This is a genomic window from Pseudomonas sp. LBUM1666 (genome assembly GCF_059695775.1).
Genome location: NZ_CP166789.1, coordinates 207668 through 229377, shown reverse-complemented (window position 1 = coordinate 229377; position 21710 = coordinate 207668). Strand labels below are relative to the sequence as shown.

The window sequence follows — 21710 nt, the reverse complement described above, 5'->3', positions numbered from 1 at the left end:
AAGCAACACACATTTGAAGGGCGGAACCCACCCATGCACACAACGATCATCATCACCTTCGGCCTGATCCTCCTGGCGCTGATGTTGTTCATCGGCGAAAAAATCGGCTTTAGCCAACAGACACTGACCTACAGCTTCGTGGTCCTGTGGCTGGCGCTGACGATGATCAACGGCGCCGTTGGCATGGTCACGGCCGGCCAGTCACTGAGTTCGGAACTGATGATCGGCACGGTGGTGTTCAGTGTGCCGGTGGCGGCGCTGGTGCTGTACATGGTGTTGAGCGCCGAGACCTGAAAGGCCCGGCGCCATCGGTTCTCGATCAACGCACCAAATGCAAAAACTGCATGTGCCGTTCGTACTGATCGAGGATGTCGTTGATGATCTGCTCCTTGGTGTAACCCACCAGATCGTAGTCCTGACTGCCCTCTGCAAGATGCACTTCAGCCCGGTAATAACGACGGTTGTTGAGTTCCTTGGAACCCATGCCGCCACGGGCAAACGACGGCGTGAAATAGCCACGCATCTGCACTTGATAGATAAACGGATGCTCCTCGCCGTGACCGATTTCCAGGCTGACGTTGTCGTTGGCCGGGTCGGGCTGAGTGACCACGTTCAAGCCCTTCTCGACGAACACGGCGCTCACTTCTTCAATCGCTGGGCGCACCGTCGTATCGAGGAAGCGGTAAACCTCATCGCGAGACGGGAAGTGCACGGCCTGCGTCAAGCGTTGACGCCAGCCGCCACGCCGCGAGCCGGACACCGGTGCCAGCGAATGCAGTTGCGCGATCTGCTTCTGCGACTCCAGGTAGAACGCCTTGTGCAGCCCCCACATCATCAGCAGCAAGATCATCGAGAACGGCAACGAGGTCAGCACCACCGCTGACTTCAGTGCATCGATGCTGCCGGAAAACAGCAGCGCACTGGTCACCAACGCGGTCATTGCGCCCCAGAACACTCGCAGCCATTTCGGCCCGTCTTCATCCGGGTTGCCGCCCTTGGCGGACAGTGTCGACAACACCACGGTGCCGGAGTCGGCCGAGGTGACGAAGAACACGAAGCTGATGAACACCGTGACCGCGATGACGGTTTTGCTCCACGGATAGGTTTCCAGCAGCAGGTAAAGGGTCATCGATGGGTTATCGATGGCCGACATACCGAGCGCGCTCATGCCATGGTTGAGGACTTGATCGATAGCGCTGTTGCCAAAGATCGACATCCACGCGAGGGTGAAGCCGAGCGGGATCAACAGCACGCCGAAGACGAATTCGCGGATGGTCCGGCCACGGGAAATCCGTGCGATGAACAGGCCCACGAACGGCGACCATGCGATCCACCAGGCCCAGTAGAACACCGTCCAACCGCCCAGCCAGTCACTGGGTTTGTCGTAGGCATACAGGTCGAAACTCTTCATCGGCAACGCACCGAGGTAGTCGCCGATGTTCTGGATCAAGGTGTTGAGCAAATGCTGAGTCGGGCCGGCGAATAACACGAACAGCAGCAGCGCGCAGGCCAGCAGCATGTTGATGTCAGACATCACGCGCACGCCCTTATCGACGCCGGACACCGCGACGATGATCGCCGCGCCCATCATCAGCGTGATCAAGCCGACCTGAATCCACTGGGTGTGAGCGATGCCGAACAGGTAGTCCAGACCCGAGTTGAGGTGCAACACACCAAAGCCCATGTCAGCACCGAGGCCGAACACTGTGGCGATGATGCCGAAGCCGTCCACCGCGTAACCGATGGGGCCGTTGATGCGCTTGCCGATCAGCGGATAGAGCGCCGAACGCAGGGCCAGCGGCAGGTTATGGCGATAAGCGAAGTAGGCCAGCGCCATGCCGACAAAGGCGAACACGCCCCAGCCGTGCAGGCCCCAGTGCAGAAACAGAATCTGCATCGCCTGACGCGCTGCATCCGCCGTGCCGGCCTCGCCTTGCGGGGGTTGCGCCAAATGGGTCAGCGGTTCGGACACGCAAAAGAAGAACAGCGTGATGCTGATTCCGGCGGCGAACAGCATGCCGGCCCAGGACAGGTAACTGAATTCGGGTTCGTCGTGGTCGGCACCGAGCTTGATCTTGCCGTAGCCGGACAAGGCGGTGACCACCACGAAGACCAGATACAGGGTCATCGCGAGCATGTAGTACCAGCCGACCGTGTTGGCCGCCCAGTTTTGTGCTTCCAGAAGCCAGGCGCCGGCCTGTTCAGGCATGGCGATGACGATGATGCCAAACAGCAAAATGAACGTCGCCGAGAAGTAAAACACCGGCGGATTCATGCGGACCTGACCGCTAGCGGGGGTGGGCGATGCACTCATGAAAGGTGCACCTCAAGGGGGTGAAACAGGGCAATCAATAACGGACTCGGCAAAGGCAAGCCTCCTGTTGTGAGCGGGCAGCAAACCGGCGGTTTAACTTGAATGAGCGTTCAAGTTAAACATGAATAGGGTGCTAAGGACTAATCGCAAGGCTCGGCGGTACTGTTCGTACGCTAGCTCAAGGATGGGTATGGCGTTGGAGTTATGGCGATCGATGATCGTTCCCACGCTCCCGCGTGGGAACGATCAGTCAGCTGACGGGCTTACTTCTGCGCCCCGTCATCATGCTGCAGATTCGCCTGAGTCAGATTGCTCCCCGCCGGCACGCTGCGGGTCAGCCAGACATTGCCGCCAATGGTCGAGCCCTTGCCGATGGTGATCCGCCCCAGAATCGTCGCACCGGCATAGATCACCACGTCATCCTCGACGATCGGATGTCGCGGCTGCCCCTTCTGCAACTGACCGTCTTCATCCGCCGGGAAGCGCTTGGCGCCCAACGTCACGGCCTGATAAATCCGCACACGCTCGCCAATAATGGCGGTTTCGCCGATCACCACACCCGTCCCGTGATCGATGAAGAAGCTGCGACCAATCTGCGCGCCTGGGTGAATGTCGATGCCAGTGGACGAGTGGGCGATTTCCGCGCTGATCCGTGCCAGCAGCGGCAGCCCCGCGCGGTACAAATGGTGCGCCAGACGATGGTGAATCACCGCCAGAATGCCCGGATAGCACAGCAACACTTCATCGACGCTACGGGCTGCCGGATCGCCGTGATAGGCCGCCAGCACATCGGTGTCCAGCAAGCTGCGCAGCCCCGGCAACGCGAGGGCGAAGTCCTGAATGATCGCAATGGTCTTGGCCTCGACTTCAGTGTCGGCCTCGGCGCTGTGGCGAGCGGCGTAACGCAATTCGAGTCGCGCCTGGGCCAGCAACGCATTCAACGCGACATCCAGGGTGTGGCCGACGTAGAAGTCTTCGCTCTCCTCACGCAAATCCACCGGTCCCAGACGCATCGGGAATAGCGCACCGCACAGCGCTTCAAGAATCTCCGCCATGGCGGCACGGGAAGGTAACTCCCGACCGCCCTGCTCGCCGCTGGCGCGGCCGTTTTGTGCGCGCCACTGGTCACGCGCAGTACGCAGTTGACTGACGATGGTCTGCAACTGCCAATGACTGGAACGCTCGCTCACGGTAAAAACTCCTCACGGGCGGCCGGACTGTCTGGCCGCGTTATCGGCGATTACTTTACGGCAAGGTCTGGAAGCCGAATTAAGAACCAATTGTGCTGTGTTCAGCACGTTTGGATATAAGCGATTGGCGGTTGCCCAGGCATATAGGCGTGCCTATAGTCCTGACATCTCCCTTGGCCAGTACGGACCCATGATCAAACAACAGCTTGCCCGCTTTAACCGCCTCGACCTCCTCGGCCACCCTACCGCGCTTGAAAAACTCGAACGGCTGTCGACCTGGCTCGGCCGTGATGTGTACGTCAAACGCGATGACCTGACACCCCTGGCCATGGGCGGCAACAAGCTGCGCAAACTCGAATACCTAGCGGCCGATGCCTTGGCCCAGGGCGCCGACACGCTGATCACCGCCGGCGCGCTTCAGTCCAACCACGTGCGTCAGACCGCCGCCATTGCAGCCAGGCTTGGCCTGGGCTGCGTCGCGCTACTGGAAAACCCGCTAGGCACGGACGATGCCAACTACCTCGGCAACGGCAATCGGCTGCTGCTCGACCTGTTTGATGCCAAGGTCGAACTGGTGGAAAACCTCGACAACGCCGACGAGCAACTGCAATCGCTGGCCGACCGTCTGCGCAACAACGGCAAAAAGCCGTATCTGGTGCCGATTGGCGGCTCCAATGCGCTGGGCGCGTTGGGTTATGTGCGCGCCGGGCTGGAACTGGCCGAACAGATCAAGGACACCGGCCTGCAATTCGCCGCCGTGGTCCTGGCCTCGGGCAGTGCCGGGACGCATAGCGGTCTGGCGTTGGCGTTGAGCGAAGCACTGCCGGATTTGCCAGTGATTGGTGTCACGGTTTCTCGCAGCGACGAAGACCAGCGCCCGAAAGTCCAAGGCCTCGCCGAACGCACTGCCGAGCTGCTGGGCGTGAGCCTGCCAGCGAGTTTCAAGGTCGAGTTATGGGACGAATATTTCGCCCCGCGCTACGGCGAACCGAATGCCGGGACGTTGGCAGCCGTGAAGCTGGTGGCGAGTCAGGAAGGTTTGCTGCTGGACCCGGTTTATACCGGCAAGGCCATGGCGGGTTTGCTCGATGGCATCGGCCGCCAGCGCTTCAATGACGGCCCGATCATCTTCCTGCACACCGGCGGGGCGCCGGCACTGTTTGCCTACAAAGACTTTCTGTAATTGATCGTTCCCACGCTCCTGCGTGGGAGCGATCACTTAGCTCAAAAAAGAATAACAAAGTTTATATTTATTATTTTCCTATCTAAAAGCGCCATCATATAGTCACGCCGCAGGCGAATTTGCAGCGAGACGCATACGATGCTTTAGGGCAGGATATTGCAGTCGTTCAAATCCCGAATTTGCCAACATTCCTAAAAGCGTCTTCATAAGAAAACACAGGGGCTTGTCATGAATTTTTCCGCACTACGACGAAATCTGCTGGTAGGTTCGCTGGGCCTGGCGCTGAGCGCCGGTCTGCTGGGGCAAGCGGTTGCTGGTGAGCAGCTGCAAAAAATCAAAGACGCTGGCGTGATCAACGTGGGCCTGGAAGGCACTTACCCACCGTTCAGTTTCGTAGACGCCGACGGCAAACTGGCCGGCTTCGAAGTCGAGTTTTCCGAAGCCCTGGCCAAAGAGCTGGGCGTGAAGGTCAAGCTGCAGCCGACCAAATGGGACGGCATCCTTGCGGCGCTGGAATCCAAACGTCTGGACGCCGTGATCAACCAGGTGACCATCTCGGACGAGCGCAAGAAGAAGTATGACTTCTCCGAGCCGTACACCGTTTCCGGGATTCAGGCGCTGGTGCTGACCAAGAAGGCTGCGGAGCTGAACATCAAGTCTGCCGCCGATCTGGCCGGAAAAAAAGTCGGTGTAGGCTTGGGCACCAACTACGAGCAGTGGCTCAAGGACAATCAGCCAAAAGCCATCATCAAGACCTACGACGATGATCCGACCAAGTTCCAGGATCTGCGTGTCGGCCGCATCGACGCCATTCTGATCGACCGTCTGGCCGCGCTGGAATACGCCAAGAAGGCCAAGGACACCACCGCCGCCGGCGAAGCGTTCTCCCGCCAGGAAGCCGGTATCGCCCTGCGCAAAGGCGAGCCTGAGCTGCTGGCCGCGGTGAACAAGGCCATCGACAAGCTGCGCGCCGATGGCACGCTGAAAAAGCTTTCGGAAAAATACTTCAGCGCTGACGTCACTCAATAATGGAAGAGGCTTTCCAACTCGCGCTGGACTCCGCGCCCTTCTTGCTGAAGGGCGCGTACTACACGGTGATCTTGAGCCTGGGCGGGATGTTCTTCGGCCTGGTGATGGGCTTCGGCCTGGCACTGATGCGCCTGTCGCGCTTCAAACTGGTGAGCTGGATCGCCCGCATCTACGTGTCGTTCTTTCGCGGCACGCCGTTGCTGGTGCAACTGTTCGTGATCTATTACGGCTTGCCGCAATTGGGCATCGAACTTGATCCGCTGCCGGCGGCCCTGATCGGCTTCTCGCTGAACATGGCGGCCTACGCCTGCGAAATCCTCCGCGCCGCGATCAGCTCTATCGAGCGCGGTCAGTGGGAAGCCGCCGCGAGTATCGGCATGACCCGCGCGCAGACCCTGCGCCGGGCCATCCTGCCGCAAGCGATGCGCACGGCTCTGCCACCGCTGGGCAACAGTTTCATTTCGCTTGTGAAGGACACCGCACTGGCAGCCACCATTCAGGTGCCGGAACTGTTCCGTCAGGCGCAGCTGATTACCGCCCGTACCTTTGAAATTTTCACCATGTATCTGGCCGCCGCGCTGATCTACTGGATTCTGGCCACGGTGCTTTCGCACCTGCAGAACCAGTTGGAAGCACGGGTCAATCGGCACGACCTGGAGTCCTGACCCAATGATTGTCGTGGAAAAACTGACAAAGCAGTTCAAGGGTCAAGTGGTGCTCAACGGCATCGATCTGCAAGTGAAGGAAGGCGAGGTGGTGGCGATCATCGGGCCTAGCGGCTCGGGCAAGACCACGTTCCTGCGTTGCCTGAATTTTCTGGAAGAACCCACCAGCGGCCGGATCAAGGTCGGTGACATCGAGATCGATGGCAGCCGTCCGCTGAACCAGCAGCAAGGCCTGGTGCGCCGTTTGCGCCAGCACGTGGGTTTCGTGTTCCAGAGCTTCAATCTGTTTCCTCATCGCACCGCCCTGGAAAACGTCATCGAAGGCCCGATCGTGGTGAAAAAAATCCCACGCGCCGAAGCCGTTGCCCTGGGCAAAAAGCTGTTGGCCCGGGTTGGCTTGGCGGGCAAGGAAGACGCGTACCCGCGACGCCTTTCCGGTGGTCAGCAACAGCGTGTGGCGATTGCCCGCGCGCTGGCGATGGAGCCGGAAGTGATTCTGTTCGACGAACCTACCTCAGCCCTCGACCCGGAGCTGGTGGGTGAAGTGCTGGCGACCATCCGCAGCCTCGCCGAAGAGCGACGCACCATGGTCATCGTCACCCACGAAATGGGCTTTGCCCGGGACGTGGCGAACCGCGTGGTGTTTTTCGACAAGGGTGTGATCGTCGAACAAGGCGAAGCCAAGGCCCTGTTTGCCAATCCGAAAGAAGAGCGGACGAAGCAGTTCCTCAGCAAGTTCCTGAATAACGCTCACCACTGAAACATCGCTTCACTACTTGTTAACTTCCACGGATGGAAGTGACAACTACCCCTACTAAAAAAATCCCTCGCTACGCTCTCTTCGTTTATTCATCCACCTGAACAATAGATGATTTTTTACAGCTGTGTGCGGTACATATATATGTCCTGCAACAGAATAACCCCGCCTAAAATTCGCCAAACCCAGCGCCCTCACCGAACCGGGCTTCGCCGTCAATAACGCACTGAAAGCCCATAAAACAAGGTCAAGTTCGACAGAGCAGTGCAGCTTATTAACTTCAATGCGTAGGATTTTTCTGAATAACGCTAGATCCCAAACTTAACTAGCCAACTCTATTGACACCTATTCAAGCGCACTCTTATCTAGTCTCCAGCAGGCGTTGAACCTCAAACTCGTTCATTATTTAACCTCACAAATAGCGAATAACTTTGTTGCTTGGTAATTCACGCCTTTCGAACTTTCAGAAACGGACTTTCGCTGCAAGGCTTCAAGGAGAAACCCCATGACAAGCACTTCGAACAAACCCGAACTTGCGGCCCCGACCCTGGCGCAATCTCACAAGACCTGCATCAACATCACCTCGGCGGCGCGCCTGCTGATCGATGTGGCGCCCTACTCCGGCATGGACGAAGGCGACCTGATCGAACTGTTCTGGGATAACTGCTACGTGGCCTCCAGAGTGCTGACGGCCAACGATGTCGGCCAACCGGTCCAACTGCGTGTGCCCGAGAGCTTCATCGCCAATGGCACCTCGCGCGTTCACTACCGGATCATGCAGATCGGGCAAGGGCCAACCCTTTCGGCCACCAGACGAGTGCAGGTCAAACTCGACTGCCCCGGCGGCCAACCGTCGGCGCTGTGCGGCGATGAAAACCAGAGTCTGGAGCCCGTGAACATCCCTGAGACCATTCGCCGTCAGGGGGTCAATCCGAACCAGATCAAGCGCGGGGTTCCGTTGACCATCGAGCCTTACCTGAACATGGCCGCCGACGACGAAATCACCCTGCGCTGGGGCGATGTGCGCATGGATCTGCCACGACTCAAGGCCGGCGATGTCGGCCAGCCGATCCAGGTCTGGGTGCCGCCAGCGATCATTCTCGAAGCCGGCGAAGACCTGCGGCTGGAAGTGACTTATTGCATCCTCGACCGGGTGGGTAACAACTCCCGCTGGGCACCACCGCGCAGGCTGAAGATCGGTTGCGCCAATCCGTATTTGAAGGCCCGGCCAAAGGAGATACTCATGGCCGCCGAACCTCGCAAGAAGTGAAAACACCGCCCACCCTGTGGGAGCGAGTTTGCTCGCGATGAGGCCGTGTCAGTCAACATCAATGTTGCCTGACACACCGCTTTCGCGAGCAAGCTCGCTCCCACAGGGGCCGCGCTCAGCCTATTGAAGCCCCTTCTATGCATATTCCTAAAAGTTAGTTTATTAATTTTTTATACACGCTTAGGGTATATGCACCGGACCACCGGACATTCTTGTTTTCGTTCGTCGCAACCATCGCGGCGTTTCCATGAGATGTGAGGTAGGTATGGTCCGGAACACAATCACCCCAGTGCAGATCGCCAGGGCATTGCGTGCAGCCAAGGAGCGGCACTGATGTCCAGTCTGGCAGATGCAATCGTCCAGAGTGATCTGGACATCGCCCCCCTGTTGTTGCCCGCGCAGGTCTTGCGCAACGACGCACAAGCCATCAAGGCCGCCCATGAACTGGCGCAAGTCGCCCGCCTGCAAGCGGCCAAACGCGACCAGCAGCGCAAGCTGCCATGGTCGGAAATCGAACAGTTCACCCGTAGCGGCCTGGGCAGCATTGCCATCCCACGCGAGTACGGTGGCCCGCAGGTTTCATTCGTCACCGTTGCCGAAGTCTTCGCGATCATTTCCGCGGCCGACCCGGCATTGGGGCAGATCCCGCAGAACCAGTTCGGCATTCTCAACCTGGTGCTCGGCAGCGCCACTGAATCGCAGAAAAAACAGCTGTTCAAAAGCGTGCTCGACGGCTGGCGAATCGGTAACGCGGGACCTGAACGCGGCACCAAAAACACCCTTGAACTCAAGGCGCGAATCACCGCCAGCGGCGACGGCTTCGTCCTCAACGGGCAGAAGTTCTATTCCACCGGCGCCCTGTTCGCCCACTGGGTCGCCGTCAAGGCGCTGAACGACGACGGCAAACAAGTGCTGGCCTTCGTCCGCCGCGGTACACCAGGCCTGCGCATCGTTGATGACTGGTCGGGCTTCGGCCAACGCACCACCGCCAGTGGCACCATTTTGCTCAACAACGTGCAGGTCGACGCCGAGCTGGTGGTGGACAACTGGAAGATCAATGACAACCCGAACATACAAGGTGCAGTGTCGCAGCTGATTCAAGCAGCCATTGACGCCGGCATCGCCCGGGGCGCCATCGACGATGCGATCGAGTTCGTGAAAACCCGTGCACGGCCGTGGATCGACGCCAAGGTCGAACGGGCCAGCGACGACCTCTATGTGATCGCCGACATCGGCAAGCTGAAGATCGAACTGCACGCCGCCGAAGCGCTGCTGCGCAAGGCCGGGCAAGTGCTCGATCAGGTCAACGCCGCGCCACTCACCGCCGAGTCCGCCGCCCGCGCCTCGATTGCCGTGGCCGAAGCCAAAGTGCTGACCACCGAGATCTCGCTGCTGGCCAGCGAAAAGCTGTTCGAACTGGCCGGCAGCCGCGCCACCCTCGCCGAATTCAACCTCGACCGCCACTGGCGCAACGCCCGCGTGCACACGTTGCACGACCCCGTACGCTGGAAATACCACGCAGTCGGGACGTATCACCTGAACGGCACTTTACCCGCTCGCCACTCCTGGATTTAACGACCAGACCTCTGGAGAAACACATGACCATTTCTCACCACGTCGCGGTCATCACCAGCGATGAGCAAGCCCTGATCGTCGCCAGTGACCTGGCCGAAGATTTCAAACGCGACAGCGCCCTGCGCGATCGCGAACGCCGTTTGCCACACCCGGAACTGGAAGTGTTTTCCCGCTCGGGTCTTTGGGGCATCAGCGTGCCAAAAGAATATGGCGGCGCCGGGGTTTCCAACGTCACCCTGGCCAAGGTGATCGCGCTGATCGCCCAGGCTGACGGTTCCCTCGGCCAGATCCCGCAGAACCATTTCTACGCGCTCGAAGTGTTGCGCGTGAATGGCAACGAAGAACAGAAAAAACGCCTGTACGCAGAAGTGCTGGCCGGCCAACGCTTCGGCAATGCCCTTGCGGAACTCGGCACCAAAACCGCCCATGACCGCGTCACCAGCTTGACCCCTGATCTGCATGGAGAACGTGACGGCTATCGCATCAACGGCCGCAAGTTTTACGCCACGGGCGCGATTTATGCCCAGCGCATTCCGACATCGGTCGTGGACGAAAACGGCGTTCAGCAACTCGCTTTCGTCCCTCGTGACACCAAGGGTCTGACGGTGATCGACGACTGGAGCGGCTTCGGCCAGCGCACCACCGGCAGCGGCTCGGTGGTGTTTGAAGATGTCTACGTCGCCGCCGAAGACGTTATCCCGTTTCAGAGCGCGTTCGAGCGCCCGACCACCGTCGGCCCGCTGGCGCAGATCCTCCACGCAGCTATCGACACCGGTATCGCCCGCGCCGCCTATGAAGATGCGCTGCACTTCGTGCGCACCAAGACCCGGCCGTGGATCGATTCCGGCAACGACAAAGCCACCGAGGACCCGCTGACCATCAAGAGCTTCGGCCACTTGAGCATTCGTCTGCACGCCGCCGAAGCCTTGCTGGAACGCTCCGGCGAATTCCTCGACAAGGCTCAGGCCGACACCAATGCCGAGACCGTTGCCGCCGCGTCGATTGCGGTCGCCGAAGCCCGCGCCATCAGCACCGAGATTTCCCTCGCCGCTGGCAGCACGCTGTTTGAACTGGCCGGCAGCCAGGCAACCCTGACCGAACATGGTCTGGATCGCCACTGGCGCAACGCTCGGGTGCACACACTGCACGACCCGGTGCGCTGGAAGTATCACGCGGTCGGCAATTACTACCTCAACGATGAAAACCCGCCACTGCGGGGGACCATCTAAATGAGCAAGAAAAAAATTCTGCTCAATGCGTTCAACATGAACTGCATCGGGCACATCAACCATGGTCTGTGGACGCATCCACGGGATAACTCCACTCAGTACAAAACCATCGAATACTGGACCGAACTGGCGCAATTGCTGGAGCGTGGACTGTTCGACGGCTTGTTCATTGCCGATATCGTCGGTGTTTACGACGTCTACCAAAACTCGGTGGATGTGCCGCTCAAAGAATCAATCCAGTTGCCGGTCAATGACCCGCTGCTGCTGGTATCGGCCATGGCCGCAGTGACGAAAAACCTTGGCTTCGGCCTCACCGCCAACCTGACTTACGAACCGCCGTATCTGTTCGCCCGACGCATGTCCACGCTCGATCACCTGAGTCGCGGCCGGGTTGGCTGGAACATCGTCACCGGTTACCTCGACAGCGCCGCCAAAGCCATGGGCCTGAGCGAACAGGTGGAACACGACCGTCGTTACGACCAGGCCGATGAATACCTGCAAGTGCTCTACAAACTCTGGGAAGGCAGCTGGGAAAACGACGCGGTGCTGAACGATCCGCAGCAGCGGATCTACGCGCAGCCCGAGAAAGTGCACAAGGTCGAGCACAAGGGCGAGTTCTATCAGGTCGAGGGTTATCACCTCTGCGAACCGTCGCCGCAGCGCACACCCGTGCTGTTCCAGGCCGGCAGTTCGGATCGCGGTTTGCTGTTCGCCGGGCGACATGCCGAGTGCGTGTTCATCAGCGGCCAGAACAAACCGTCGACCAAAGTTCAAGTGGACAAGGTACGCGCCAGTGCCATCGAGGCCGGGCGCAACACTGAGGACATCAAGGTGTTCATGGGGCTAAACGTGATTGTCGGCGCCACCGAAGAGCTGGCCTGGGCCAAGCACGCCGAGTACTTGAGCTACGCCAGTGCCGAGGCCGGCGTGGCGCATTTTTCGGCGTCCACCGGGATCGATTTCTCCGAATACGCCATCGACGAACCGATCCAGTACGTGAAGAGCAATGCGATCCAGTCCGCTACCAAGAACCTGCAAAACAACGACTGGACTCGCCGCAAATTACTCGAGCAACACGCCCTCGGTGGTCGCTACATCACCGTGGTCGGTTCGCCTGAGCAAGTGGCTGACGAGCTCGAATCGTGGATCGCGGAAACCGGGCTGGATGGCTTCAACCTGACGCGAATTGTCACGCCGGAAAGCTATGTGGATTTCATCGATTGGGTGATTCCAGAGTTGCAGCGCCGAGGGTCGTACAAGACCGCTTACGACAGCGGCAGCCTGCGAGAAAAACTGTTTCACGGCGAGGCGCATTTGCCTGAGCAACACACCGGCGCTGCCTACCGGGGCTAAAAGCATCGCGAGCAAGCTCGCTCCCACATTGGATCTCGGGTGTTCACACCCCCTGTGGGAGCGAGCTTGCTCGCGATGAGGCCCGACCAAACACCACACATCTATGCACTGACTGGAAAACCCATCATGACCAAGAAACTTCTCTCTCACCCAGTCAAAGCACTGGCCCTGGCTCTCGGCCTTTTCAGCTCCATCACCTTGGCCGCCGACGCGCCGCTGAAAGTTGGCACCACCGCCGCTTTCGCCATTCCCCTGGAAGCCGCTGTCGAAGAAGCCAAGAAACAAGGTCTGCAAGTCGACCTGGTGGAGTTCAGCGACTGGATCGCACCCAACGTCAGCCTCGCCGCCGGCGACATCGACGTGAACTACTTCCAGCACGTCCCGTTCCTGGAAAACGCCAAGGCCGCCGCCGGTTTTGACCTGGTGCCGTTCGCACCGGGGATCATCAACAACGTCGGCCTCTACTCGAAGAAATACAAAAGCTTCGACGAACTGCCGGAAGGCGCCAGCGTGGCGATCGCCAATGACCCGATCAACAGCGGTCGCGGTCTGCAACTGTTGGCCAAGGCCGGTCTGATCACACTCAAACCGGGCGTTGGCTACAAGGCCACCGAAGAAGACATCATCGCCAACCCGAAGAAAATCAAAATCCTTCAGGTCGAAGCCGTGCAACTGGTCCGCGCCTACGACGACGCCGATCTGGTTCAGGGTTACCCAGCCTACATCCGCTTGTCGAAGACCTTCGATGCCGGCTCCGCCCTGCTGTTCGACGGTCTCGACCACAAGGAATACGTGATCCAGTTCGTGATCCAGCCGAAAAGCAAAACCGACCCGCGCCTGATCAAATTCGTCGACATCTACCAACATTCGCCGGCCGTGCGCGCGGCACTGGATAAAGCCCACGGCAAGCTCTATCAAGCTGGCTGGGAAAGCTGAATATGACGGCTGCCACCCAACTGCGACTGGAAATTCCAGAGCCCCACAAAATCGAACAGACCGAACTGCATCCAGCGCTCAACCGCGCTCACGTGCGCTTCATCGGTCTGGGCAAAACCTACAACGGCCAGCAAGGTCCGGTGGCGGCCCTGCACGGCATCGACCTGGCGATCCAGCGCGGTGAAGTGTTCGGCATCATTGGCCGCAGCGGCGCCGGCAAGTCGTCGCTGATCCGCACCATCAACCGCCTGGAACAACCGAGCACGGGGCGCGTGCTGATCGATCAGGTCGACATCGGCGAGTTCGATGAAGACCGCTTGGTGGCCCTGCGTCGGCGCATCGGCATGATCTTCCAGCACTTCAACCTGATGTCGGCCAAGACGGTTTGGCAGAACGTCGAATTGCCGTTGAAAGTCGCCGGTGTGCCGAAGGAAAAACGCGAGCAGAAAGTCCGCGAATTGCTGGAACTGGTAGGCCTGCAAGAGAAACACAAGGCCTACCCGGCGCAGCTGTCCGGTGGTCAGAAACAGCGCGTCGGCATCGCCCGCGCCTTGGTGCATGACCCGGCGATTCTGTTGTGCGACGAAGCCACTTCGGCGCTGGACCCGGAAACCACACAATCGATCCTCGGCCTGCTGCGCGAGATCAATCAGCGCCTGGGCCTGACCATCGTGCTGATCACCCACGAGATGGCGGTCATCCGCGATATCTGTGATCGCGTAGTGGTGCTGGAACACGGGCGAATCGTCGAACAAGGGCCGGTCTGGGAAGTCTTTGGCAACCCGCAGCACGAGGTCAGCAAAACCTTGCTGGCGCCGTTGCAACACGGTTTACCGGAAGAACTGCAAAGCCGCTTGCAGACACACCCACAGTCCTCGGACGCCGCTGTTGTGCTGCGTTTGCAGTTCACTGGCAGCGCTAGCGACGAGCCCGACTTGGCCGCGTTGTTCAGTGCCCTCGGTGGTCGCGTGCGTTTGCTGCAAGGTGGCGTGGAACGGATTCAGGGCCATGCCCTCGGGCAATTGCTGTTGGCGGTGACCGGCTCGTCCCTCGGCGCAGAGGAATTGCGTCAACGCGCCGGCAACTGGGCGCAACAGGTGGAGGTGCTGGGTTATGTGGTTTGATCGCTTGCTGCAAGGCTTCATCGACACCTTCCTGATGGTCGGCGTGTCGTCATTGATCGCGCTGCTGGCGGGCATTCCGCTGGCGGTGATTCTGGTCACCAGTTCCAAGGGCGGGATCTATGAAGCGCCAGCGCTGAACCGTGCGCTGGGTGCATTCGTGAATCTGTTTCGCTCGATTCCGTTTCTGATTTTGATGGTGGCGCTGATTCCGTTTACGCGGTTGATCGTCGGCACCACTTACGGCGTTTGGGCGGCCGTGGTGCCGCTGACCATTGCTGCCACGCCGTTCTTTGCGCGCATTGCCGAAGTCAGTTTGCGTGAGGTTGATCACGGGTTGATCGAAGCGGCGCAGGCGATGGGTTGCCGGCGCTGGCATATCGTTTGGCATGTGTTGTTGCCCGAGTCGCTGCCGGGGATCGTCGGCGGTTTCACCATCACCCTGGTGACCATGATCAACTCATCGGCCATGGCGGGGGCGATTGGTGCGGGTGGACTGGGGGACATCGCCTATCGGTACGGGTATCAGCGGTTTGATAGCCAGATCATGTTGACGGTGATTGTGTTGCTGGTGGTGTTGGTGGCGGCGATTCAATTGGGCGGGGATCGATTGGCTCGGGGGTTGAACAAGCGTTGAGTCTGGCTCAAGTTATTGGTCGTCAGTTGTATCGCTATCGCGAGCAAGCTCGCTCCCACATTTAATCTTCGGTGAACACAAAATGGGTGTTCGGCGCGGTCCAGTGTGGGAGCGAGCTTGCTCGCGATGGCTGCGCAGCAGCCTTCTGCCCCATGGCGTATATTCGGCAAACCCCAATTGCCTGCGCAGCCCACCATGAAACAGACCCCCACCGACCTCGAGCAGATCACCTCCACCACCCTGGGTCATTACAACTCGGTGGCTGAAAGTTTTCGCGAAGGGACTCGCGATCATGATGTCAGCCAGAACATTGCTGCGCTGCTGCGGCATATTCAGGGGGAGGCACCGTTCGACATTCTCGACTTTGGCTGTGGGCCGGGGCGTGATTTGCAAACCTTCACGCGCATGGGCCATACCGCTGTCGGGCTTGATGGCTCGGAGAAGTTTGCGCAGATGGCCCGCGAAGACAGTGGCTGTGAGGTCTGGCAGCAGGACTTTCTGAAGCTGGATTTGCCGGCTGAGCGCTTTGACGGGATCTTCGCCAATGCGGTGCTGTTTCATATTCCGCGCCAGGAACTGCCTCGGGTGTTGAAGGAATTGCGCGGGGCTTTGAAGCCGGGTGGCGTGTTGTTCAGTTCCAATCCGCGTGGTGAGAATCAGGAAGGTTGGAATGGGCCGCGTTATGGCGCGTACCACGATCTTGAGACGTGGCAGCAATTGCTGACGGCGGCGGGGTTTGTGGAGCTGGAGCATTACTACCGGCCGGCGGGACTGCCGCGGGAGCAGCAGGCTTGGTTGGCGAGTGTTTGGCGTCGGGCGTGATTGTGGGGGTGTGTCAATGAGATCCACCCCTCACCCCAACCCTCTCCCCAAAGGGGCGAGGGGGCTGACCGAGGGATATTGATGATTTACCGCGACCTGAACGCCTTTCATTGAATCCATAATCGACCAGATTTCTCCGGTCGATGTATATCGCAAGACACCACCGATAAGCTCCCTCGCCCCTCTGGGGAGAGGGTTGGGGTGAGGGGTGGATTTCAAGCCGATCATTCACTCAACAACCACTCAACCCTTCTTCGGTTCGCGGATTTTGTACCAAGCCACATAAAGCGCTGGCAAAAACAGCAACGTGAGCAACGTCGCAATAATAATCCCGCCAATCATCGCGTACGCCATCGGCCCCCAGAACACTTCCCGAGCGATCGGGATCATCCCCAGGCTCGCCGCCGCTGCCGTCAGCAGAATCGGTCGGCGACGATGCTCCGTGGCTTGCACCACCGCATCCCACGGTGCATGACCGTCCTTCTCCAGGGCATCGATCTGCGTCACCAGAATCACCGAGTTGCGGATGATGATGCCGATCAGCGCCAGAATCCCCAGAATCGCAACAAAACCCATCGGCGTGCCCGTCGGGATCAGCGCCAGCACCACGCCGATCAGCCCGAGCGGCGCGACGCTGGCCACCAGGAACAGCTTCTGCACGCTGTGCAACTGGATCATCAGGAAGGTCGCCATCAAAAACAGCATCAACGGCACGACCTTGGCAATCGGCCCCTGGGCCTTGCCACTTTCCTCCACCGTGCCGCCCGTGGCGACCGAGTAACCCACCGGCAAACTGGCGGCGAATTTGTCGATGTCGGGTTGGAGCTGTTTCACCAGGTCGGTCGGCTGAATCTCGTCGCGAACCGCGGCCTTGATGGTGATCGTCGGTTTGCGGTCACGGCGCCAGACCAGCGGCTGCTCAAGTTCATAGCGCACGGTGGCGAACGCCAGCAGCGGAATCGACGTGCCGCCCGGCGTGACGATCTGCAAATTCTGCAGGGTTTCCGGGGTGCCGCGCTCGGCATCTTCGGCGCGACCCACCACGTTGATCAGGTAGATATCGTCATCGACCTGAGTCACTGGCACACCGACCACGATGCTGTTCATCAGGTTGGCCACGTCTTCCGACGACAACCCCAATTGCCGCGCCTTGTCCTGCGCGATGTCGATGCGCAGGACTTTGCCCGGTTCGTTCCAGTCGTAAATGATCTCGCCAATGTGCGAGTTTTTATCCAGTTCGGTGGCCAGGGCGATGGTGTGTTTGCGCACCTGATCAATGTCCTTGCCGCTGACCCGGTACTGAATCGGCCGCCCTACCGGCGGGCCCATTTCCAGCGCCTGGACGTAGCTGCCGATACCCACAAAATCCTTGCGCAGGCGCTCTCGCAAGCGCTGGCTGAGGGCGTTACGTGATTCCAGACCCTTGCTGACGATCACCAGTTGCGCGTAATACGGGTTCTGCAATTGCTGGTCGAGGGGCAGGTAGAAACGGATCGCACCCTCGCCGATGTAGGTGCTCCAGCGCACGATGTCCGGGTCGTCCTTGAGCGTCGCTTCGAGCTTGTCCACAGCCTTGCGGGTTTCGGCGATCGAAGCGTTTTGTGGCAGGTTCAGATCGACGAGGATTTCCGGACGGTCCGAGGACGGGAAGAACTGGTTCTGCACGAACTGCATGGAAAACACCGACGCCACAAACAGTGCAATGGTGATGCCGATCGCCCACCAGCGATTGCGCATGGCCCAGAGCATGCCGTAATTGAACGCCCGACCGATGCGCCCCGGTTCTGCGGCGTGAGGTTTCACGTTGGTGCTGAGGATGTGCACGCCGATCACCGGGGCAAACAGCACCGCGACAATCCACGACACGATCATGGCCACCGCGATCACCGCGAACAGCGTGAAGGTGTACTCGCCGGCCGAGCTGGCGTTCAGGCCGATGGGCACGAAACCGGCCACCGTCACCAACGTACCGGTGAGCATCGGGAACGCGGTCGAGGTGTAGGCGAACGTAGCGGCCTGCTCCTTGGTCTCGCCCATTTCCAGGCGCGTGACCATCATTTCGACGGTGATCATCGCGTCATCCACCAGCAGCCCGAGGGCGATGATCAATGCGCCGAGGGAGATCCGTTGCATGGTGATGCCGCTGTATTCCATAAAGACGAAGACCATCGCCAGCACCAGCGGAATCGAGCACGCCACCACCAACCCGGCGCGCACGCCGAGGCTGATGAAGCTGACGATCAGCACGATCACCACCGCTTCGAACAACGCGCTGGTGAAGCCGCCGACGGCTTTTTCCACCACTTCGGCCTGATCGGAAACGTTGTGCACGCCGACGCCCACCGGCAGGTCGGCGGTCAGGTCATTCATGCGCTGGTGCAGCGCCTTGCCGAACACCTGGATGTTGCCGCCCTTCTTCATCGCAATGGCGAGGCCGATCGCAGGGTGGCCGTTGAAGCGGAATTCCGGCGTTGACGGGTCGACATAGCCACGGCTGATGTCGGCGACATCGGCCAAACGGTAGAAGCGATCATTGAGTCGCAGGTTGACGTTTTCCAGGTCTTTCTCGGAGGCAAACTGCCCGGATGTGCGCACGGAAATCCGCTCGGGACCTGCTTCGATTACCCCGGCCGGGGTCACCGCGTTCTGCGATTGCAGGCTCTGCACCACCTGGCGCTGATCGATGCCCAGCGCCGCCAGTTTGCGGGTGGAGAAGTTCAGGTAGAGGACTTCATCCTGCTCGCCGACCATCTCGACCTTGCCCAGCCCCGGCACTTCGCGGATCTCGGCGCGGACTTGCTCGACGTAATCGCGCAATTGGCGCATCGACAAACCGTCGGCGGTAAAGGCGTACACCGAGCCGAACACGTCACCGAACTCGTCGTTGAACCCCGGCCCTTGCAGGCCTTGGGGGAAGTCGCCGCGAATGTCGTTGATCTTCTTGCGCACCTGATACCAGATTTCCGGAATGTCCTTGGCGCTGGTGGTATCACGCAAGTTAACGAAGACCGTCGACTCGCCGGGGCGGGTGTAGCTTTTCACGTAGTCGAGAGAGTCGAGCTCTTCGAGTTTTTTCTCGATGCGGTCAGTGACCTGCTTGAGGGTTTCTTCCTGGGTCGCGCCCGGCCACCGGGTCTGGATTACCATGGTTTTGATGGTGAACGACGGGTCTTCCTCGCGGCCCAGGTTCAGGTACGAGAACACGCCCATCAGCAGTGCGATGAACATCAAATACCAGACAAACGACTGATGCTTGAGGGCCCATTCGGATAAGTTGAAACTCCCTTTCATTGCGGGCTGTCCTCGTCGATTTTTACTTTCTGCCCCGGTTTCAGGCTATTCACGCCGGCACTGACCACCCGCTCGCCGGACTTCACGCCGTTCGCCAGGACCATCGTTGAGTCAGTGCGGCTGATCAGGCTGACATCTCGCGGGGAAACGGTTTGGGTCTGCGGATCGATGACCCAGATCCGCGGTTTTCCATCGACCTCCTGGAGCGCGGTCAGGGGCAGTTCGATACGCGGTTTAATCGCGGAGCTGAGGGTCACGCTGATCGCCGTGCCCAGGCGAAACCCCGGTGGCGTGTCGGTCAGTGTCAGCCGGGCGCGACGGGTGCGGGTCGCGCTTTGCGCCTGGGGTTCGATTTCGCGAACGATGGCGGTGGTGGTGATGCTCGGATCGAGTTGGACAGCAACCTGAAACACCACGTCTTCCGGCAACTGGTCGACCAAAGTATCCGGCAGATCGATTACGGCTTCCTTGATGTCCGGCTGCGCCAGGGTCACTACCTGCTGGCCAGCGGTGACGACTTGGCCGGCTTCGGCGTTCCACGCGGTGACGATGGCCTTGTGATCGGCGCGCAGTTGGACGTAGTTGAGCTGATCCTTGGCCTGATCGACCGCAGCCTTCGCTTGATCGAGAGAGGCCTGGGTGGTTTTGAGGTCGGTTTGTGCGACGTCGAGTTGCGCCTGGGCACCCACGCCACGATCGAACAACTCTTGCTGACGCCGGGCGTTGGCCTGGGCGTTGATGAGTTGCGCCTGGACGCTGGCCAGATCCCCCTGAGCGGAACGCAACTGGTTCTGCTGATCGGTGGGGTCAAGCGTGGCGAGCAACGCACCCTTCTCCACTTCGGCACCGACATCGACGTTACGGCTGGCAATGCGTCCCGGCACCCGAAAGCCGACATTGCTTTCATAACGGGCCTGGATGCTGCCGGCGAAACGGCCCAGGCTTTCTTCGTTCAGGGACTGGACCTTGATCGATAGCACCGGGCGTACTGGCTCTGGTGGCGGTTCTTTTTTCGAGCAGGCCACCAGCATCACACCGGCGAAAACCAGCAACAAACGCTTCATGGCTGGGCTCCCGCGGCTAAATCCTTATAGGTGTTTTCGGCGATTTCCACCTTCACGCCAGGGTGCAGCAACTGGCCACCGGCGATGACCACTTTTTCGCCACCCTTCAGACCGTCGCTGATGATCACTTTGCCCGTCAAGTAGCGGCCGACCGTGACGGTGTGCAACTGCGCCTTTCCCTCGCCGTCCACCAGCCACACGGCCGGGTCGCTGAGATTTTTCGTCAGTGCCGACCAGGGCAGTTCGACCGCCGACTTGCCTGGCGTCTTGGCCGTGGCACTCACCACCGAACCGAGCTGCATGCCTTCCGGTAGTCCGTTGAGAGTGACTTTGACCTGCACCGTGCCGGTCTGCGCGGAGACGGCCGGGGTGATTTCCCGAACGGTGCCGGTGGTTTTGATCGCGGGGTTGTCGAGCAGGCTGACGACCACCGTTTTACCCTCTGGCGGCTCTGTCAGCAGCGATTCGTAGACGTTGAACACTGCGTCGCGCTCACCGTCCCGGGCCAGGCTGAAAATCGGCACAGTGGCCTGCACCACCTGGCCGACCTCGGCCTGACGCGCGGTAATCACCCCCGGCGCGTCGGCGACCAACGCGGTGTAGCTCAGTTGTTCACGGGCGTTGGCCAGTTGCGCCTGAGCAGCCGTCAGGGCGCTTTGGCTGCTGCGCAATGCGGCCTGGGCGGAATCGTATTCACTTTGGCTGGTATAGCCCTTGGGCAGGAGTTTTTGCTGACGAACGAAAGCGGCGGCGGTCTGTTTGACTCGGGCCTGCTCGGCAACGACCTGAGCCTGAGCCGAGTCGACGCTGGTTTGCAGGTCCTTGGGATCGAGTTTTGCCAGAACCTGTTTGGCCGAAACCCGATCACCGACATCGACTGTACGCTGGATGATCTTGCCGGCAACGCGGAACGACAGGTCGGTCTGGACCCGCGCCTGAACATCACCGGTCAGGGTCACCGTCGCCGCGTAATCCGCAGGTTTTACCTCTTGCACGAATACCCGCGGACGGTCCTTTTCGACCGGTTTTTTATCGCCACAGGCGCTCAGCAGGACAAGGAGGCTCAGGCCAACCACAGTTTTCAATCCGGGACCCACCATGCAGACTCCTTTGCGTTGTACGAACGTGCCAATGGCGATACGACTGTGAGCTTAGAACAGGGTTCAACAGGTGCACGGGTTTGCTACATTCCCTGTGGCGAGGGGGCTTGTCGGAACGCCGCATCGCCCCGTTCGACTGCGCAGCAGTCGTAAACTGGCTGACGCAGTGAACCT

Annotated in this window: 18 protein-coding genes; 13 read left to right on the top strand and 5 right to left on the bottom strand. The window is 59.8% G+C overall.

Annotation, left to right across the window (positions count from 1 at the left end):
* The first annotated feature begins 33 nt into the window (after window positions 1–33).
* Entirely contained in the window at window positions 34–294 is a 261-nt protein-coding gene (locus ACA056_RS01005) for a hypothetical protein (protein ID WP_497269846.1), read from the top strand.
* A 25-nt stretch (window positions 295–319) separates the two neighbouring features.
* Here the strand turns inward: ACA056_RS01005 and betT are convergent, their stop codons facing one another.
* On the bottom strand, window positions 320–2275 hold the full coding sequence (gene betT / locus ACA056_RS01000; protein ID WP_497273471.1) for a choline transporter BetT: 1956 nt from the start codon (window positions 2273–2275) through the stop codon (window positions 320–322).
* Window positions 2276–2577: 302 nt separating this feature from the next.
* On the bottom strand, window positions 2578–3504 hold the full coding sequence (epsC, locus tag ACA056_RS00995) for a serine O-acetyltransferase EpsC (protein WP_497269844.1): 927 nt from the start codon (window positions 3502–3504) through the stop codon (window positions 2578–2580).
* A gap of 190 nt (window positions 3505–3694) precedes the next feature.
* On the opposite strand from epsC, the gene ACA056_RS00990 reads away from it, so the two are divergent.
* The 12 genes from ACA056_RS00990 to ACA056_RS00935 all read left to right on the top strand — a co-directional run bounded on the left by ACA056_RS00990 (window position 3695) and on the right by ACA056_RS00935 (window position 16081).
* A complete protein-coding gene (locus tag ACA056_RS00990; RefSeq protein WP_497269842.1) occupies window positions 3695–4687 on the top strand; it encodes a D-cysteine desulfhydrase in 993 nt (330 codons plus the stop codon).
* A gap of 228 nt (window positions 4688–4915) precedes the next feature.
* Entirely contained in the window at window positions 4916–5716 is an 801-nt protein-coding gene (gene tcyJ, locus ACA056_RS00985) for a cystine ABC transporter substrate-binding protein (protein ID WP_497269840.1), read from the top strand.
* Window positions 5716–6381: a cystine ABC transporter permease gene (tcyL, locus tag ACA056_RS00980; RefSeq protein ID WP_033058489.1), complete on the top strand. Its 666-nt coding sequence runs from the start codon at window positions 5716–5718 to the stop codon at window positions 6379–6381. Before tcyJ ends, tcyL begins: the two co-directional genes overlap by 1 nt.
* 4 nt (window positions 6382–6385) lie before the next feature.
* Entirely contained in the window at window positions 6386–7141 is a 756-nt protein-coding gene (tcyN, locus tag ACA056_RS00975; protein WP_497269838.1) for an L-cystine ABC transporter ATP-binding protein TcyN, read from the top strand.
* Window positions 7142–7643: 502 nt separating this feature from the next.
* Window positions 7644–8408 carry a hypothetical protein gene (locus tag ACA056_RS00970; RefSeq protein ID WP_497269836.1) on the top strand — a complete coding sequence of 255 codons (765 nt, stop codon included), beginning with the start codon at window positions 7644–7646 and terminating at the stop codon, window positions 8406–8408.
* Between the two features lie 333 nt (window positions 8409–8741).
* The gene (locus ACA056_RS00965; protein WP_497269834.1) at window positions 8742–9983 is read left to right on the top strand and encodes an SfnB family sulfur acquisition oxidoreductase; all 1242 of its coding nucleotides are present in this window, start codon (window positions 8742–8744) and stop codon (window positions 9981–9983) included.
* A gap of 23 nt (window positions 9984–10006) precedes the next feature.
* On the top strand, window positions 10007–11212 hold the full coding sequence (locus ACA056_RS00960) for an SfnB family sulfur acquisition oxidoreductase (protein WP_497269832.1): 1206 nt from the start codon (window positions 10007–10009) through the stop codon (window positions 11210–11212).
* Window positions 11213–12565 carry an LLM class flavin-dependent oxidoreductase gene (locus tag ACA056_RS00955; RefSeq protein WP_497269830.1) on the top strand — a complete coding sequence of 451 codons (1353 nt, stop codon included), beginning with the start codon at window positions 11213–11215 and terminating at the stop codon, window positions 12563–12565.
* Window positions 12566–12691: 126 nt separating this feature from the next.
* Window positions 12692–13501: a MetQ/NlpA family ABC transporter substrate-binding protein gene (locus ACA056_RS00950; RefSeq protein ID WP_497269828.1), complete on the top strand. Its 810-nt coding sequence runs from the start codon at window positions 12692–12694 to the stop codon at window positions 13499–13501.
* A gap of 2 nt (window positions 13502–13503) precedes the next feature.
* Window positions 13504–14625: a methionine ABC transporter ATP-binding protein gene (locus ACA056_RS00945; RefSeq protein ID WP_497269826.1), complete on the top strand. Its 1122-nt coding sequence runs from the start codon at window positions 13504–13506 to the stop codon at window positions 14623–14625.
* Entirely contained in the window at window positions 14615–15259 is a 645-nt protein-coding gene (locus ACA056_RS00940) for a methionine ABC transporter permease (protein ID WP_129439456.1), read from the top strand. The genes ACA056_RS00945 and ACA056_RS00940 overlap by 11 nt, the downstream gene beginning before the upstream one ends.
* 195 nt (window positions 15260–15454) lie before the next feature.
* The gene (locus ACA056_RS00935; protein ID WP_497269823.1) at window positions 15455–16081 is read left to right on the top strand and encodes a class I SAM-dependent methyltransferase; all 627 of its coding nucleotides are present in this window, start codon (window positions 15455–15457) and stop codon (window positions 16079–16081) included.
* 243 nt (window positions 16082–16324) lie between these two features.
* On the opposite strand, the gene ACA056_RS00930 is transcribed toward ACA056_RS00935, so the two are convergent.
* From ACA056_RS00930 to ACA056_RS00920, 3 genes are read right to left on the bottom strand one after another with little or no spacing between them, the layout of a single operon-like run.
* Window positions 16325–19372 (bottom strand): efflux RND transporter permease subunit, encoded by a 3048-nt coding sequence (locus tag ACA056_RS00930; RefSeq protein ID WP_497269821.1) that lies wholly within the window; start codon window positions 19370–19372, stop codon window positions 16325–16327.
* The gene (locus ACA056_RS00925) at window positions 19369–20436 is read right to left on the bottom strand and encodes an efflux RND transporter periplasmic adaptor subunit (RefSeq protein WP_497269819.1); all 1068 of its coding nucleotides are present in this window, start codon (window positions 20434–20436) and stop codon (window positions 19369–19371) included. Before ACA056_RS00925 ends, ACA056_RS00930 begins: the two co-directional genes overlap by 4 nt.
* The gene (locus tag ACA056_RS00920) at window positions 20433–21536 is read right to left on the bottom strand and encodes an efflux RND transporter periplasmic adaptor subunit (protein WP_497269817.1); all 1104 of its coding nucleotides are present in this window, start codon (window positions 21534–21536) and stop codon (window positions 20433–20435) included. The genes ACA056_RS00925 and ACA056_RS00920 overlap by 4 nt, the downstream gene beginning before the upstream one ends.
* Window positions 21537–21710: the final 174 nt, after the last annotated feature.

Excerpts from the sequence above, each read along its gene's own strand:
- ACA056_RS00960 (WP_497269832.1), top strand. The coding sequence starts at position 10,007 with ATGACCATTTCTCACCACGTCGCGGTCATCACCAGCGATGAGCAAGCC.
- ACA056_RS00955 (WP_497269830.1), top strand. The coding sequence starts at position 11,213 with ATGAGCAAGAAAAAAATTCTGCTCAATGCGTTCAACATGAACTGCATC.
- tcyN (WP_497269838.1), top strand. The coding sequence starts at position 6,386 with ATGATTGTCGTGGAAAAACTGACAAAGCAGTTCAAGGGTCAAGTGGTG.
- ACA056_RS00920 (WP_497269817.1), bottom strand. The coding sequence starts at position 21,536 with ATGGTGGGTCCCGGATTGAAAACTGTGGTTGGCCTGAGCCTCCTTGTC.
- ACA056_RS00950 (WP_497269828.1), top strand. The coding sequence starts at position 12,692 with ATGACCAAGAAACTTCTCTCTCACCCAGTCAAAGCACTGGCCCTGGCT.
- tcyL (WP_033058489.1), top strand. The coding sequence starts at position 5,716 with ATGGAAGAGGCTTTCCAACTCGCGCTGGACTCCGCGCCCTTCTTGCTG.
- ACA056_RS00925 (WP_497269819.1), bottom strand. The coding sequence starts at position 20,436 with ATGAAGCGTTTGTTGCTGGTTTTCGCCGGTGTGATGCTGGTGGCCTGC.
- betT (WP_497273471.1), bottom strand. The coding sequence starts at position 2,275 with ATGAATCCGCCGGTGTTTTACTTCTCGGCGACGTTCATTTTGCTGTTT.
- ACA056_RS00940 (WP_129439456.1), top strand. The coding sequence starts at position 14,615 with ATGTGGTTTGATCGCTTGCTGCAAGGCTTCATCGACACCTTCCTGATG.
- ACA056_RS00935 (WP_497269823.1), top strand. The coding sequence starts at position 15,455 with ATGAAACAGACCCCCACCGACCTCGAGCAGATCACCTCCACCACCCTG.
- ACA056_RS00990 (WP_497269842.1), top strand. The coding sequence starts at position 3,695 with ATGATCAAACAACAGCTTGCCCGCTTTAACCGCCTCGACCTCCTCGGC.
- ACA056_RS00965 (WP_497269834.1), top strand. The coding sequence starts at position 8,742 with ATGTCCAGTCTGGCAGATGCAATCGTCCAGAGTGATCTGGACATCGCC.
- ACA056_RS00945 (WP_497269826.1), top strand. The coding sequence starts at position 13,504 with ATGACGGCTGCCACCCAACTGCGACTGGAAATTCCAGAGCCCCACAAA.
- tcyJ (WP_497269840.1), top strand. The coding sequence starts at position 4,916 with ATGAATTTTTCCGCACTACGACGAAATCTGCTGGTAGGTTCGCTGGGC.
- ACA056_RS00930 (WP_497269821.1), bottom strand. The coding sequence starts at position 19,372 with ATGAAAGGGAGTTTCAACTTATCCGAATGGGCCCTCAAGCATCAGTCG.
- ACA056_RS01005 (WP_497269846.1), top strand. The coding sequence starts at position 34 with ATGCACACAACGATCATCATCACCTTCGGCCTGATCCTCCTGGCGCTG.
- ACA056_RS00970 (WP_497269836.1), top strand. The coding sequence starts at position 7,644 with ATGACAAGCACTTCGAACAAACCCGAACTTGCGGCCCCGACCCTGGCG.